We start from the raw sequence: 14,307 nt of genomic DNA, 5'->3' as shown, positions 1-14,307 counted from the left end.
AGCTGTAACGATAAATTAATCATATCATGGCAGAAGCGGAAGATATAAAGTTTAAGGTCACCATTGATGGTATACCTGTAGAGGTTGCTCCTGGGACAAGCATATTAAATGCAGCGAGGCAGATCGGCGGCGACATAGTCCCTCCGGCAATGTGTTACTACTCCAAATTGGAGGGAAGTGGTGGTAAATGCCGTACCTGCTTGGTAAAAGTATCCAAGGGATCTGAAAAAGATCCGAGGCCTATGCCCAAACTGGTTGCTTCTTGCCGTACAACGGTGATGGACGGTATGGAGGTGCAGAATATCACTTCGCCGGAGGTGGTGGAAGCGAGAAAAGGGGTTGTTGAAATCTTATTGATTAACCATCCGTTGGATTGTCCAATCTGCGATCAGGCTGGTGAATGTAAATTGCAAGATCTTGGTTACGAACATGGCAGTGCGCACACACGTTATGAATTTGACCGACGTACCTTCGAACGCATTGATTTGGGCGATAAGATCCAATTGCATATGAACCGTTGTATTCTCTGCTACCGTTGTGTTTATGTCGCCAATCAGTTGACCGACCAGCGTGTACACGGTATCTTAGGACGAGGAGATCATGCTGAAATATCTACGTATATCGAAAATGTAATCGATAATGATTTTTCCGGAAACGTCATTGATGTATGTCCTGTGGGTGCTTTGACGGATAAAACCTTCCGTTTTAAGAATAGGGTATGGTTTACCAAACCAGTCGATGCACATCGCGATTGTCCGACATGTTCGGGTAAGGTAACCTTATGGTATAAAGGCGAAGAAGTTATTCGGGTGACTGCTCGAAAGGATGAATATGGTGAGGTGGAGGATTTTATCTGCAATACCTGTCGCTTTGATCAGAAAAAAACGAGCGATTGGGTGTTGGAAGAACCGACAGAAATAGATCGCCATTCCGTCATTTCTGCCAATCACTACGAGTTATTTAATCCGCCGAAAGTTGTTAAAGAGAATCCGATACTGCAGGAACAAAATCGCGAACAGTTGGCTAGAACAGAAAAATTGAAATAATCACAAACATGGAGTGGTCTTTTGTCATCGAAAAATTAATACTGGTGTCCATAGTTTTCGTTATCACCTTGGTGATCGCGATGTATTCGACACTTGCGGAACGTAAAATTGCAGGCTTTATGCAAGATCGATATGGGCCTGATCGGGCTGGTATCTTCGGGATCTTACAACCCTTGTGCGACGGGGGGAAGTTTTTCTTTAAAGAGGAAATTATCCCGGCAGGCGCACATAAGGTGCTCTTTATTTTGGGACCTACAATTGCGATTATAACGGCATGTATTAGTTCAGCCGTTATTCCATGGGGGCAGGAGCTACAGATTGGAGACCGAACGATTTCTTTGCAGGTTGCACAAGGAATCAATGTAGGGGTGTTGTATATGTTTGGTGTGATTGCACTGGGTGTATATGGTATCATGTTGGGCGGCTGGGCTTCCAATAATAAATTCTCACTTATGGGGGCAATTCGTGCAGCATCACAGAGTATCAGCTATGAGATTGCAATGGGATTATCACTTATTGCGCTATTGATGGTAACGCGCACTTTGACACTCGAAGAAATCGTTGCACAACAGTCGGGTTTTGTCAATTGGAATATCTGGTCACAGCCCTTGGGCTTTCTCATTTTTATGGTCTGTGCTTTCGCCGAATGTAATCGGGTTCCTTTTGATTTGCCAGAATGTGAAACGGAGCTTGTTGGTGGCTACCATACGGAGTACTCCTCCATGAAATTGGGGCTTTATATGTTTTCCGAATACATCAATATGTTTGTTTCCTCGGCGCTGATGGCATCTCTTTATTTTGGCGGATACAATTTCCCTTTTATGAATGATCTGGGATGGTCGGCCAATATGATCACGATCGTCGGGGTGGTTGCATTCTTCATTAAAATATTGCTGTTTATCTTTTTCTTTATGTGGGTGCGCTGGACTTTACCACGTTTCCGCTACGATCAATTGATGAATCTGGGCTGGAAGATGTTGATTCCATTGGCGATTGCCAATATTGTACTTACAGGTGTATTTACATTGATTAAAGATACTTATTTCTCATAAGAAAGGACATTTTATGCAACTAACCAATCGTAAAAAAGTAATTGAACAAAAACCGATGACATTTTCGGAAAGAATTTACTTTCCCGCTATTATCAAAGGTTTACGCATTACATTAAGGCATTTTTTTAAGAAAATTCCAACCATTAAATATCCGGAGGAAATAAGACCTTATTCGAAAAACTTCAGGGGCCAGCATTCGCTCAAACGTGACGAAGAAGGGCGTGAGCGTTGTACAGCCTGTGGATTATGTGCCTTATCCTGCCCTGCGGAGGCGATTACAATGACCGCTGCGGAGCGTAAAAAAGGGGAGGAGCATCTTTATCGCGAGGAAAAATATGCGTCAGTATATGAAATCAATATGTTGCGTTGTATTTTCTGTGGCTTGTGTGAAGAGGCTTGCCCGAAAGAAGCGATCTATTTGGATGGACCACATGTGACAGCAGATTATCTCCGTAAGGATTTTATCTATGGAAAAGACAAATTGGTCGAACCAACTTTTGATATTACCAAGTTAAAGAGCTAAACCAAGAAATTATGACAGTATTTTATTTTGTAGCCTTCTTGTCTATTTTCTTTGCGCTGATGACCATTTTTACAAAAAATCCTGTGCACAGTGTATTGTATCTGGTCATTACGTTTTTCACGTTTACCGTACATTATATTCTTTTGAATGCGCAGTTTTTGGCTGTGGTGAATTTCATCGTATACATGGGAGCCATCATGGTTTTGTTTTTATTTGTATTGATGCTGCTCAACCTGAATAAGGATACCGAACCCATGAAATCCAATTTGGTTAAGTTTATGGGCGTAATCGCCGGCTGTTGCCTATTGGTGACTTTCTTCGGTGTATACCGCGTATTTGATATTTCTAATCCCTTGACTGTTGTTAATCCAGAAATTGGGTTGGTTAAGAATCTGGGTAAGGTGTTGTTTAACGAATTTTTGCTTCCTTTTGAGTTATCATCATTATTGTTATTGACGGCAATGATTGGAGCAATATTATTAGCTAAGAAAGAACCTAAACAAATCTAATGGAAACAGTTGTTCAACAGTTGCAGGGGGTGCCAATAAATCATTATCTGATTTTTTGTGCGATTATTTTCGTTATTGGTGTTATTGGTGTTCTTATTCGCCGTAACGTCATTATTATTATGATGTCTATTGAATTGATGCTTAACGCGGTAAATCTTCTTTTGGCTGCTTTTTCAGTGCAGCATGGCGATTCATCCGGGCAGGTGTTTGTCTTCTTTATCATGGCATTGGCGGCGGCAGAAGTTGCCGTTGGCTTGGCGATTATTATTATGGTATATCGGAATACGAAGTCTGTGGATATCGATTCCTTAAATAAACTGCGTTGGTAGAACTTAAGAAATAAATACGATGAGTGAATTAGTCTGGTTGATTCCCCTTTTGCCCTTAATCGGGTTTATAGTGAACGGATTGGGTAGGAATACCTTTTCCAAAGGTATGATAGGCGCTGTTGGCAGCGCTGTAGTGCTTATTTCTTTTGTATGTAGCTGTCTTCTGTTCTCCGAAGTCTACCAAGCGAGACAAGCTGGACAAGCAGGCATCATTGAACAACATGTATTTGATTGGATTGCAGTGGGCAATCTCAAGGTTGGATTGTCTTTTTTGGTAGACCCGTTAAGTGCGATCATGCTCTTAATCGTTACGGGAATTGGTTTCCTTATCCATGTCTATTCCATTGGTTATATGCATCATGATAGTGGATTTGGTAAGTTCTTCGCTTATTTGAATCTCTTTATCTTTTTTATGTTGCTATTGGTATTGGGTTCCAATTACCTGGTCATGTTCATTGGCTGGGAAGGTGTAGGACTATGTTCTTACTTATTGATCGGCTTTTGGTACAAAAATAGTTCCTATGCAAATGCAGCGAAAAAAGCATTTGTGATGAATAGAATAGGTGATTTGGGTTTTCTACTTGCGGTATTTTTAATACTCGGAACCTTTGGGTCTTTAGAATTTTCAACTGTATTTCCAGCAGCTAAGAATTTCGCTGTCGGTGATATTACTGTCGTTAGCATTACCATTTTATTGTTTATTGCTGCGACAGGTAAATCTGCGCAGATACCTTTGTTTACCTGGTTGCCAGATGCCATGGCTGGCCCGACACCCGTGTCGGCCCTGATCCATGCGGCGACGATGGTTACAGCCGGTATTTATATGATTGCACGTTCCAATGTATTGTTTATTCTTTCACCGTTTACCTTACAACTCATTACAGTCATCGCTATTTGTACAGCACTACTGGCTGCTGCGATTGCACTGACGCAGAATGATATTAAGAAAGTATTGGCTTATTCAACCGTTTCACAACTTGGGTATATGTTCCTTGGCCTTGGTGTCGGAGCATTTACGGGAGCGTTTTTCCATGTATTGACTCATGCCTTCTTCAAAGCTTTACTATTCTTAGGGGCTGGATCTGTTATACATGGTATGAGTGAGGAACAGGATATGCGTAAAATGGGCGGCTTGAAGAAAGCAATGCCTATTACTTATCTGACGATGTTGATGGGGACAATTGCGATTGCGGGAATTCCGCCATTCTCAGGTTTCTTCTCCAAAGACGAAATATTGGCGGGCGCTTTTGCCGCTAGTCCGGTCTTATGGGGTTTAGGGTTTATTGGTGCATTAATGACGGCATTCTATATGTTTAGAATGTTGTTTATGACATTTTCTGGCACATTTCGTGGCACGGAAGAGCAAAAGCATCATTTGCATGAATCTCCAAAGAGTATGACCATGCCACTCATTGTATTGGCTATACTTTCTGTGGTTGGAGGTGTGATCAACTTACCAGCTGTTTTGGGCGGTAACCATTGGCTTGAGGATTTCCTGGAGCCAGTGTTCTCAGAGGGAAAATCGATAATACCTGCAACTCATCATTTGGAACACAGTACTGAATATGTATTAATGGCCGTTTCTGTTGTTGGAGTATTGATTATGGTTGCTTTAGCCTTTAATAAGTATGTTAAACGACAACAGTTACCTGAAGCGGGAGAAGGTACCAGAAGTTTCTTGGCGAATCTATCTTACAATAAGTTTTACGTGGATGAACTTTATGATAGCATCATTGTACGTCCGATCAATTGGCTCTCGGCTTTCTTTGGGAATGTCGTGGATCAACGTGGGATTGACGGTGTTGTTAACGGTGCCGGGAAAGCAACATTTGATACAGGAAAAGTATTGCGTTTGCTCCAGAATGGTAATGTTGGTTTTTATTTATTGATGATGGTAATTGGGGTGATTGCCATTTTCATCTATGGATTGTTGAGTCTTTAATTTTGGTATAATCGATGGATAACTTGTTTTTACTTATTTTATTGCCGTTAATAAGCGCATTGATTCTAACATTCTTAAAGACCAATGCTGCAAAGTCTATTGCCTTGATTTTATCATTACTGTCTTTGGCTTTGACTATTCCTTTCCTTTGTACTTTTGACGCGAATGGCGGAATGCAATTTGAACAAAATTGGCTATGGATTTCTTCATTGCATATTCATTTTCATATCGGCGTTGATGGAATTAGCTTGCCGTTGATCTTATTGACGAATGGGCTGATGCCTTTAATTATTGCAACAACCTTTAAGAAGGATTATAAAGGAAACTTTTATGCATTAATGGCTTTTATGCAAGCGGGATTATTGCTCGTATTTATGGCCTTGGATGCGTTTACTTTTTATGTGGGTTGGGAGATTGCCCTGATTCCGATTTATTTTATTTGTGCACTTTGGGGTGAAGGAGATCGTATCCGCGTAAATTTGAAATTCTTTATTTATACTTTTTTGGGTAGCCTTTTGATGTTGATCGGTATTCTTTATCTCTATCAACAAGTGCCCAATCGTGATTTTGAATGGACTTCATTTATTGCATTAGATTTGGGGGAAAATACACAGCGATGGTTGTTTTGGGCTTTTTTTGTTGCTTTCGCCATCAAAATACCAATTTTTCCTTTTCATACTTGGCAACCCAATACGTATACAAACGCACCTGCAGCAGGTACGATGTTGTTGGCGGGTATCATGCTCAAAATGGGGGTTTATGGTTTAATGCGTTGGCTATTGCCTATCGCACCAGCCGGTGTTGCTCTATACGGACATTTTGCAATGATCTTATGCGTTATTGGGATCGTTTATGCTTCCATTATTGCAATTAAACAAGATGATGTGAAGCGATTGATCGCATATTCATCAATAGCCCACGTTGGCTTAATTAGTGCTGGTGTCTTCACATGGAATACGAATGGCCTGAGTGGAGCAACTATTCAAATGTTAAATCACGGTATTTCTGTGATAGGGCTTTTTTATGTGTTGGATATTATTCAGCAACGCACACAGACACGTAGTCTCACTGAGCTTGGTGGAATAGCAAGCAAGGCACCTCGGTTGGCCATCTTCTTTATGATTATTTGTATGGGAGCAGTGGGGTTACCATTAACGAATGGGTTTATTGGTGAGTTTTTATTATTGAAAGGCGTTTTTCAATATGGATTTTGGTTTGCTGTTTTTGCGGGTTTAACCTTAATTCTGGGTGCAGTTTATATCCTTAGGCTTTATCAAGGAACGATGCTGGGAGAAACGACCGAAAGAACTATACAATTTGAAGATGTAAAAGGAACGGAACTTATTGTATTGACAGTGGTCTCTGTCTTGATCCTTTATATTGGTATATTCCCTAATTTCCTATTGAACCTTTCTGCAGGTTCTGTGGAAGTTTTAAGTACATTTTTAGGCAGATAATAGATATATTTAATTGTATGGGTGCAATAATTACACTTTCGATATTAGCATTAGTCGTCCTTTACCTTGGCTTATTCAAGATGAAATCTATGCTGCTGCCTGTTTCTATTCTTGGCTTCTTGGTCGCAATTGGTTTCTTATGGAATGACTGGACTTCTACCAGCGGACCTCTCTATAGTGGGATGGTTCATTTTGATCATTATGCTATTGCTTTCTCGATCTTATGTATCGCAGTTACCTTGTGCATCTTTGTAATCTCAAAGGGATATTTTGATGAGGAGGGACAAATTGCGGAGTATTATTCATTATTGATTTTCTCGCTCACAGGTGCTGTTCTTGTCAATAGTTATCATAATTTTTCAATGCTTTTTTTAGGTATTGAAATTATGTCTGTAGCGCTTTATATTTTGGTCGGTATACGTAAAAGAGACAAAGCATCAAATGAAGCTGCATTAAAGTACTTTTTAATGGGAGCTTTCTCTACTGGGTTTCTGCTGTTTGGTATTGCCCTGTTATACGGTGCTACTGGATCATTTGATTTAAGTGAAATCAAAAACTATGTCGTCAATAACCCGCAGGCAATTTCACCTTTGTTTTATGGTGGAATATTGCTCCTCATTGTGGGATTGACGTTCAAGGTGGGCGCTGTTCCCTTTCATTTCTGGACACCTGATGTTTATGACGGGGCTCCGATACTGATTACGAGTTATATGAGTACGGTCGTTAAAGTTGCTTCTTTTGCTGGATTGTTACGTTTATTCAGTTATAGTCTATTGCCTTTACAAGATTTTTGGACGCCAGTTTTCTTAGTGATCGCCATTCTCACCTTATTTGTTGGAAATATTTCTGCATTAATGCAGTCTTCTTTCAAACGTATGCTTGCTTATTCAAGTGTTTCGCATGCTGGGTATATGTTATTTGCGATTGTTGCAGTTGGGGCTACTTCGGCTAATAGTATCTTTGCTTATGGCCTTGCCTACTCGCTGGCAACCATTGTTGCCTTTACAGGATTGATTCTTGTCAAGAAAACGACTGGATCTGAGCATTTTGAAGCTTTCAATGGTTTGGGTAAACGAAATCCTTTGCTTGCATTTGCCATTACAATAGCCATGCTTTCTCTTGCGGGAATACCGTTGACAGCTGGATTTATTGGTAAGTTTATGATGTTTTCTTCCGTTATGGAAAATTATCATATTGTTTTGCTGGTATTGGCAGTAATCAATGCGGGCATTGCTGTGTATTACTACTTGAAAGTTGTCGTTGCGATGTACTTTAGAGACAGCGACGAGTCTTGTGTTAATGTGCAATGGAACTATTCATTTGTCCTATTTCTTGCTGTTGTGCTTACAATTTTGATAGGGGTATACCCAGACTGCCTTTTAAAATTAATATAAAGTTTCTGTTAAAATACTTGTTGTTTATTAGAGCATGGCGATTTCGCCGTGCTTTTTTTATTTTTATTGGTATAACTCTTGCATACAAATTGTATATTGTAAAAAAGAAATCCTATCAAATTACAGATGGCGTTTAAAGTGTGTGTTAAATCTTTTTCGATTCGTGTTTTAAGTGTGTTACTTTTCCTCGTTATCTGCGGACAAGTAATTGCACAGGACTTTATTCGTGGAAAGGTCGTTGATGCGCAAACAGGCAAGGGTATTTCAAGGGTTTCAATTAACTGGCTTGGGGAAGATCGTGGTGGCACGAGCGATACCCTTGGATATTTTAAGATTCAGGATGCCAAGAAATTCCGACAGCTTGTATTTGGAGCAGTGGGCTATGAGCGGAGGACAGTGGATGTTCGTCGGTTACAAGATTCTATGCTGACGGTGCACTTAATTGCCTCGAATAATACATTAGAGGAAGTCATCGTCAATAGAAAAAACAAAAAGCCTAAAGATCCAGCTATTGCACTGATTGAACAGGTAATAGCACATCGACCACAAAATCATTATACCCGTATACCTGAAATTCGTTTTGACGAATACGAGAAGACGCAATTTGGTTTTGTCAATCCTGAAGATAAAGCGAAGAAATTTCCGAAACCATTCCGATTCCTCTTTGAAAATGTCGATTCTACAGCTTTTCGGGGACTGACGATTGCACCGTTTTATTTAGAAGAAAACTATGCTAATGTCTATTCATCCCATAATCCAGATCGTAGTAAGAAGATTGTCATCAGCCACAATCAGACCGAATTAAATCCACGCTTTTTTAACAATGATAATTGGCAGACGCGGTTTCAGACAATACTCCGCGATGTTGACCTCTACGATAATACGATTCAGGTCACAAACAAGGGTATCTTAAGCCCTATCGCTACCGGTGCCACGGCTTTTTATAAATACAAAATTCAAGATACGATAAAGATTGAAGGGAAGGATTATATTGAGCTCCATTTTGAAGGCAAATCGGCTATTGATTTGCTCTTTTACGGCGATCTACTCATCTCCGACGATACAAGGTTTGCTGTTCATCGCGCGACCTTGAATATAGGCCGTACTGCGAATATCAATTGGATAAATGACGTGCAGATAGAGCTCAGCTATAGCGAATTTAAAAACGGTAGTATGCTTCCCGTTCATGCAGACCTGAAAATGTTATTTGGCGGGAGTAAGTCGGATGTATTGTATGGACGTAGGGAAACGCAGTACCTCGGACATCGCACAGATTCTATTTCGAACGAAAATTTTGCTGGGGTACCTGTCGAAAAAAGATATCTCCTGCAATCTGCGTCAAATGTACCAATCGTCGGCGTCAGACCAAGCCCATTAAGCCATGCTGAATTAGGGGCATATCAAAAAGTTGATTCGGTGCAGAATATGCGGTCTTTTAATCAGTTGGTAGCATTGGGTTATTTATTGGCAAAGGGGTATTATAATGCCGGGAAGGTTGAGTTTGGACCACTGGAATATCTTTATAGCCGTAATAATTACGAAGGAAACCGTTTTAGGATGAGTGGTCGAACGACACGCTTGTTTTCGGAAAAGGCCTATATTGAGGGGTATACAGCCTATGGCGATAAGGACAAAGCGCTAAAATACTACTTGAGTACGGCATTTACATTAAATGGAGAGCGTATTGTTCAATTTCCCGCGAATTATTTGCGCTTTACCGTACAGCACGACGTTATGGAACCAGGGCGAGGTTTGGGTTTCTTAAAAGGAGATGGTTTTTTCCGTTCGTTTGGGAAGAACAGGCCTAATAAATGGCAGTTTAACGATATCTATCGTCTCGATCATTTGATTGAATTTGGGAATCATATTAGTGTAGGAACGGCATTTACACATACGCGCAGGCAACCTCGCGGTGATTTGTTTTATATCAATAGCCTACCTATACCGGATACAGTTCGTCAAGTAAATACCAATGATCTACAGTTGATTTTGCGCTGGGCTCCGAATGAAGAATTTACCTATCATAACCTAGATCGGGGAACGGTAGAGAATAAATATCCCATCTTTACATTGCAATATAATAAAGGTTTGAAAGGCTTTTGGGGGGCAGATTATAGTTATGATGCGCTGCGGTTCAGTGTATTCAAACGATTGTTCTTATCGCCAGCAGGACAAGCTGATTTTGAATTCTCCGGCGGGAGAATTTGGGGGAAACACCTGCCTTATACCTTATTGGAGCTTCCAGAGGTCAATAGAGATAAGCAGGGCCCCTTGGTGAATTTTGATTTGATGGCTACCTCCGAATTTGTTTCAGACCAGTTTTTGAAATTGACTTATTATCACAATTGGAACGGTTTCTTTTTTAATAGAATACCTTTGTTCAGAAGACTGAAGTGGCGTGAAGTGACGGGATTCAAAGCTTTTTATGGCAAATTAAGTGATGCCAATAATCCCTTTGTTACGCCCGAAAATATTCAGTTTGAGGCGGACAAAGATGGTATTATTCAAACAAAAGCCCTGCGTAACAAACCGTATGTCGAAGGACTTGTGGGGGTGGATAATATCTTTAAATTGATTAGATTAGAGTATAAAAAGAGATTAAGCTATAAAGGTGGTGAAGGAGTTCCTTCTGACACCTTTACGGCATCCTTACATTTTAATTTTTAGCAATTATGGTCCAATATTCAAATTTACAGTACGCTATTAAAGATAGCATTGGCTATGTCATCATTAATCGCGAGCCGCAGCTGAATGCCCTAAATCAGGAAACACTTGATGAATTGCAAGATATCTTTAAACATTTCAATTCCGACGATCATGTAAGGGGTATTATCCTGACTGGTGCTGGACACAAAGCATTTGCCGCAGGCGCAGATATTAAGGAATTTATGGATTTGTCTGTGATTCAGGCACGATGGCTTAGTGAAAGAGGACATATTATTTTTACGGATCTTATCGAAGCTTCCCCGAAGCCAGTTATTGCCGCTATAAATGGATATGCTTTAGGTGGAGGGCTCGAGATGGCTTTAGCTTGCCATATCCGCATAGCTTCTGAAAATGCTAAGATGGGACTTCCGGAGGTTTCTCTGGGGCTGATTCCGGGTTACGGCGGTACGCAGCGTTTGCCCAAATTGATCGGAAAAGGACAGGCGATGCAAATGATTTTAACGGGCGATATGATTGATGCGCAGCAGGCTTATGAAATAGGACTGGTCAATGAGGTGATCGCACAGGATAAACTAATTGCCCGGGCGGAGGAAATACTCCAAAAGATATTTACGCGCTCGCGTGTTGCCATAACAAATGCCATTGCGGCCATTAACGCCGCTGAAGACAGACAACAGAATGGGAATAAGGTGGAAATGGACGCCTTCGGTCATTTGTTCGGAACAGAAGATTTCAAAGAAGGTGTGTCGGCGTTTTTAGGGAAAAGGACACCCAATTTTGAATAAGGCCGCAATACTTCGCTAAACGCTATACGTTGTGTATTGGCAGGTTTGAATGTCGATGAAGAGATGAGATAGCACCAAGAAAAGATGTTCGAATGGAGAGCCAATCGTTTATAACCAATTGTTTAGAGGTAACTGGTCTGGATGGCTTATGAATCTGAAGGGTTTAACCGACATTATTTTTGATATTTTTTGCGATATTCTTGGGGGGACATTTTCATTTCTCGTGTAAAGGCCTTTGAAAAATGAAAGGGATCATAAAATTGGAGCTTAAATGCGATTTCTTTAATCTTGAGTAGCGTAAATTGCAGGTAAGAGCAAGCTCTTTGCATCCGTAGTTGATTGTAATACACCATGGGGGGGTAAGACGTTTTCTGCTTGAACAAGTTAATAAGATGTGATTTAGAATAGTTGAAATGTGCGGCAATCTCTTCCAAATTGATATTGTTCTCCAGGTTGTCTTTCATAAATATGATGATGTCCTGTATAATATTGTCTACTTGAATTCGGTTACTTTCTCTAAACTGTGTCTGATATTGAATGGAAGCTAAAAAATATTGAAAGCAAAAACTCGTATACTCCAAATTTTCTGGGCTGTACCCCATTTCCAGATTTTTGTAGATGCTTTCGAAGAGCTGGATGCGGTTGGCATGTTTGTTTGAATCCGCGTCATCTATATGAATCACTTGGCCCATGATATGTTTAAAAAGAGCCGCATCCGTCCCGGCGAAATGAATCCAATAGATGCTCCAGGGATCATTTGATTTTGCGCCATAGCAATGGGCACTATCTCTCGGTATAATAAATACATCGTTTCTTTTAAGGTTGTGCGTTGTGTCATCCTGTTTTATCCAACCACTTCCTTTTTCGCAATAAATCAGAATATATTCCTTGCATCCTTCTGGACGATCACGGTAGTGTTTTTTTGCATTGGGATAATAGCCGATATGTGTGATGTGTAATTTTGTTGTGATGTTGTTGTCTGCCTGGTAGTTGCATACGGCATAGGGAAGGACAATCGCCTTTTCTCCTTTGAATCCTTCAGCGATGACATCTTGGTTTTGTTTCATAAATCGAGCTTGTTTTTGGTTATCCTTATAAAAATAGTAATATTTTACATGTTTATCGTGTTCACTTACATGATTCTCCCCAAGTAATCCATTACTTTTACCTAAGTAAATCTAAATATGTAAACTCTTATGCAAAAGACTGCGACAACCTATCTGTTATTGATCACTTTTGTGGCTGCTATTGGTGGATTTCTATTTGGATATGATTGGGTAGTTATTGGAGGTGCGAAACCATTTTACGAGGCTTATTTTCATTTGGAATCCGATCCTGCATTGCAGGGATGGGCCATGTCTTCGGCGATTGTGGGAAGCTTTGTTGGTGTACTGCTCTCGGGGGGACTGGCAGATCGCTATGGTAGAAAACCACTGATTTATACAGCCGCAATTTTATTTATAATTTCTGCATTGGGAACCGGCATGGCGTCCGAACTTGACACTTTTATTATTTATCGGATTTTGGGCGGGATAGGGATTGGTGTGGCCTCCAATTTGGCTCCGATGTATATCGCGGAAATTGCCCCCGCAGAAAGTCGGGGAAAATTTGTATCGGTCAATCAATTAACCATTGTACTGGGCATACTTGCAGCGCAAGTAGTCAATTGGCTCATTGCAAAGCCGGTTTTAGCTGGAGAATCTATTCTAGAAACCTGGAATGGGCAAGAGGGTTGGAGATGGATGTTTTGGGCAGGAGCGATCCCAGCGGTCGTTTTTTTGGTGCTGCTTTTCCTGATTCCCGAAAGCCCCCGTTGGTTGTATTCGAAAGGGAAGCACGAACAGGCAAAGCGTGTGTTTTTACGCATGGGCGGAGATGAATATGCAGCAGAAAATATTCAATCTATTGCCGAGGCGGCTGAACAAAGTCAGGGTAAAACCCGAAAAAGAAATTTATTTCAGGGCAAGTTGCTGCGGTTGTTGTTGCTAGGGAGCTTTATTGCGGTCTTTCAGCAGTGGTGTGGGATTAATGTTATTTTTAATTATGCCCAAGAGATTTTTACGGCTGCCGGATATACAGTTTCCGGGATGCTTTTCAATATTATTATCACTGGAGTGATCAATGTAATTTTTACATTCATTGGCATGTATCTGGTCGATCGAATTGGTCGTCGTGCATTGATGCTCTTCGGATCGGCAGGACTTTTTGTGATTTATATTGCCTTAGGAGCATGTTATTATTTCAATTGCAGTGGCATTTTTGTGCTTCTCCTTGTGCTCGCCGGAATTGCGGTGTATGCAATGACCTTGGCACCTGTTACTTGGGTAATTATCGCCGAAATATTCCCTACCGCTGTAAGGGCGCAGGCTATGGCGATTGCGACATCATTACTATGGATTGCATGTTTTGTGCTCACGTATACTTTTCCTTTACTGAATCAAAATCTGGGCGCAGCTGGTACATTCTGGCTGTATGGAGGAGTCTGTTTTATCGGTTATCTGTTTCTATGGAGCCGACTGAAAGAGACCAAAGGAAAAAGCTTAGAAGAAATTGAACAAGAACTGGAAGGATAATTGGCACTAGAATAATCAACTCGACCTATA

12 protein-coding genes are annotated in these 14,307 nt (G+C 40.7%); 11 read left to right on the top strand and 1 reads right to left on the bottom strand.

Annotation, left to right across the window (positions count from 1 at the left end; translation table 11 throughout):
* Nucleotides 1-26: 26 nt before the first annotated feature.
* From ACLCDV_RS25270 to ACLCDV_RS25225, 10 genes are all read left to right on the top strand, one after another.
* A complete protein-coding gene (locus ACLCDV_RS25270; protein ID WP_317669096.1) occupies nt 27-1,046 on the top strand; it encodes a 2Fe-2S iron-sulfur cluster-binding protein in 1,020 nt (339 codons plus the stop codon).
* A gap of 8 nt (nt 1,047-1,054) precedes the next feature.
* Nucleotides 1,055-2,098, top strand: a complete 1,044-nt coding sequence (gene nuoH, locus ACLCDV_RS25265) for an NADH-quinone oxidoreductase subunit NuoH (protein WP_317669097.1) — start codon at nt 1,055-1,057, stop codon at nt 2,096-2,098.
* 13 nt (nt 2,099-2,111) lie between these two features.
* Entirely contained in the window at nt 2,112-2,621 is a 510-nt protein-coding gene (locus ACLCDV_RS25260) for a NuoI/complex I 23 kDa subunit family protein (protein ID WP_046673082.1), read from the top strand.
* An 11-nt stretch (nt 2,622-2,632) separates the two neighbouring features.
* On the top strand, nt 2,633-3,130 hold the full coding sequence (locus tag ACLCDV_RS25255) for an NADH-quinone oxidoreductase subunit J (protein WP_309365243.1): 498 nt from the start codon (nt 2,633-2,635) through the stop codon (nt 3,128-3,130).
* Nucleotides 3,130-3,459 (top strand): NADH-quinone oxidoreductase subunit NuoK, encoded by a 330-nt coding sequence (gene nuoK, locus ACLCDV_RS25250; RefSeq protein WP_046673084.1) that lies wholly within the window; start codon nt 3,130-3,132, stop codon nt 3,457-3,459. The genes ACLCDV_RS25255 and nuoK overlap by 1 nt, the downstream gene beginning before the upstream one ends.
* Before the next feature lie 19 nt (nt 3,460-3,478).
* A complete protein-coding gene (gene nuoL, locus ACLCDV_RS25245) occupies nt 3,479-5,401 on the top strand; it encodes an NADH-quinone oxidoreductase subunit L (protein WP_333577385.1) in 1,923 nt (640 codons plus the stop codon).
* 14 nt (nt 5,402-5,415) lie between these two features.
* On the top strand, nt 5,416-6,858 hold the full coding sequence (locus ACLCDV_RS25240) for a complex I subunit 4 family protein (RefSeq protein WP_153844497.1): 1,443 nt from the start codon (nt 5,416-5,418) through the stop codon (nt 6,856-6,858).
* Nucleotides 6,859-6,875: 17 nt separating this feature from the next.
* The gene (locus ACLCDV_RS25235) at nt 6,876-8,252 is read left to right on the top strand and encodes an NADH-quinone oxidoreductase subunit N (RefSeq protein ID WP_317669101.1); all 1,377 of its coding nucleotides are present in this window, start codon (nt 6,876-6,878) and stop codon (nt 8,250-8,252) included.
* A 126-nt stretch (nt 8,253-8,378) separates the two neighbouring features.
* Entirely contained in the window at nt 8,379-10,919 is a 2,541-nt protein-coding gene (locus ACLCDV_RS25230) for a DUF5686 family protein (RefSeq protein ID WP_317669102.1), read from the top strand.
* Between the two features lie 5 nt (nt 10,920-10,924).
* Nucleotides 10,925-11,704: an enoyl-CoA hydratase/isomerase family protein gene (locus ACLCDV_RS25225; RefSeq protein WP_333577383.1), complete on the top strand. Its 780-nt coding sequence runs from the start codon at nt 10,925-10,927 to the stop codon at nt 11,702-11,704.
* Nucleotides 11,705-11,877: 173 nt separating this feature from the next.
* On the opposite strand, the gene ACLCDV_RS25220 is transcribed toward ACLCDV_RS25225, so the two are convergent.
* Entirely contained in the window at nt 11,878-12,771 is an 894-nt protein-coding gene (locus tag ACLCDV_RS25220) for an AraC family transcriptional regulator (RefSeq protein WP_317669104.1), read from the bottom strand.
* Nucleotides 12,772-12,900: 129 nt separating this feature from the next.
* Here ACLCDV_RS25220 and ACLCDV_RS25215 point away from each other — a divergent pair, with 129 nt between their 5' ends.
* On the top strand, nt 12,901-14,277 hold the full coding sequence (locus ACLCDV_RS25215) for a sugar porter family MFS transporter (protein WP_317669105.1): 1,377 nt from the start codon (nt 12,901-12,903) through the stop codon (nt 14,275-14,277).
* Nucleotides 14,278-14,307: the final 30 nt, after the last annotated feature.

The sequence above is a fragment of the Sphingobacterium sp. Lzh-3 genome, from assembly GCF_046764375.1.
GTDB lineage: Bacteria > Bacteroidota > Bacteroidia > Sphingobacteriales > Sphingobacteriaceae > Sphingobacterium.
Note: the sequence above shows the minus strand (reverse complement) of the source record. Positions and strands in the feature narration are given on the sequence as shown.

What these genes read in the sequence shown, in the direction of transcription:
- ACLCDV_RS25270 (WP_317669096.1), top strand. Translation starts at nt 27, where the DNA reads ATGGCAGAAGCGGAAGATATAAAGTTTAAGGTCACCATTGATGGTATA.
- nuoH (WP_317669097.1), top strand. Translation starts at nt 1,055, where the DNA reads ATGGAGTGGTCTTTTGTCATCGAAAAATTAATACTGGTGTCCATAGTT.
- ACLCDV_RS25260 (WP_046673082.1), top strand. Translation starts at nt 2,112, where the DNA reads ATGCAACTAACCAATCGTAAAAAAGTAATTGAACAAAAACCGATGACA.
- ACLCDV_RS25255 (WP_309365243.1), top strand. Translation starts at nt 2,633, where the DNA reads ATGACAGTATTTTATTTTGTAGCCTTCTTGTCTATTTTCTTTGCGCTG.
- nuoK (WP_046673084.1), top strand. Translation starts at nt 3,130, where the DNA reads ATGGAAACAGTTGTTCAACAGTTGCAGGGGGTGCCAATAAATCATTAT.
- nuoL (WP_333577385.1), top strand. Translation starts at nt 3,479, where the DNA reads ATGAGTGAATTAGTCTGGTTGATTCCCCTTTTGCCCTTAATCGGGTTT.
- ACLCDV_RS25240 (WP_153844497.1), top strand. Translation starts at nt 5,416, where the DNA reads ATGGATAACTTGTTTTTACTTATTTTATTGCCGTTAATAAGCGCATTG.
- ACLCDV_RS25235 (WP_317669101.1), top strand. Translation starts at nt 6,876, where the DNA reads ATGGGTGCAATAATTACACTTTCGATATTAGCATTAGTCGTCCTTTAC.
- ACLCDV_RS25230 (WP_317669102.1), top strand. Translation starts at nt 8,379, where the DNA reads ATGGCGTTTAAAGTGTGTGTTAAATCTTTTTCGATTCGTGTTTTAAGT.
- ACLCDV_RS25225 (WP_333577383.1), top strand. Translation starts at nt 10,925, where the DNA reads ATGGTCCAATATTCAAATTTACAGTACGCTATTAAAGATAGCATTGGC.
- ACLCDV_RS25220 (WP_317669104.1), bottom strand. Translation starts at nt 12,771, where the DNA reads ATGAAACAAAACCAAGATGTCATCGCTGAAGGATTCAAAGGAGAAAAG.
- ACLCDV_RS25215 (WP_317669105.1), top strand. Translation starts at nt 12,901, where the DNA reads ATGCAAAAGACTGCGACAACCTATCTGTTATTGATCACTTTTGTGGCT.